Annotated in this window: 1 protein-coding gene; it reads left to right on the top strand. The window is 43.0% G+C overall.

Going from position 1 to position 363, the window contains the following annotated elements:
* Positions 1–95 precede the first annotated feature (95 nt).
* Positions 96–363 (top strand): MazG nucleotide pyrophosphohydrolase domain-containing protein (locus tag AB4585_RS27530; protein WP_372171928.1); only part of this gene is annotated, 268 nt, incomplete at its 3' end.

The raw sequence follows: 363 nt of genomic DNA, 5'->3' as shown, positions 1-363 counted from the left end.
GATCAAAGACGTTATCTCCGTCAAACGTCTTGGCTAACCCATCTAACAAGCCCCTGAAAAGGGGCTTTCTTTTTTGAATGTGAATTGGAAATATTATGTCAGCCTCAAACTCCATCGAACAATTGCTATCCATAATGGCCACGCTCCGTGACCCTGAGCAGGGTTGCCCATGGGACAAAAAGCAGAGCTTTGACACTATCGTTCCCCATACCATTGAAGAAACTTATGAAGTGGTCGACGCCATTCAAAATCAAGACTGGGATAATCTAAAAGAAGAGTTGGGCGACCTACTTTTTCAAGTGATTTTCTACTCGCAAATGGCAAAAGAGCAGCAACTGTTTGATTTTGAAGATGTGCTAGAAG

It is taken from the genome of Vibrio sp. 10N.222.49.C9 (genome assembly GCF_041474985.1).
Lineage (GTDB): Bacteria > Pseudomonadota > Gammaproteobacteria > Enterobacterales > Vibrionaceae > Vibrio > Vibrio crassostreae_C.
This window is presented reverse-complemented; position numbering and strand designations above follow the sequence as displayed.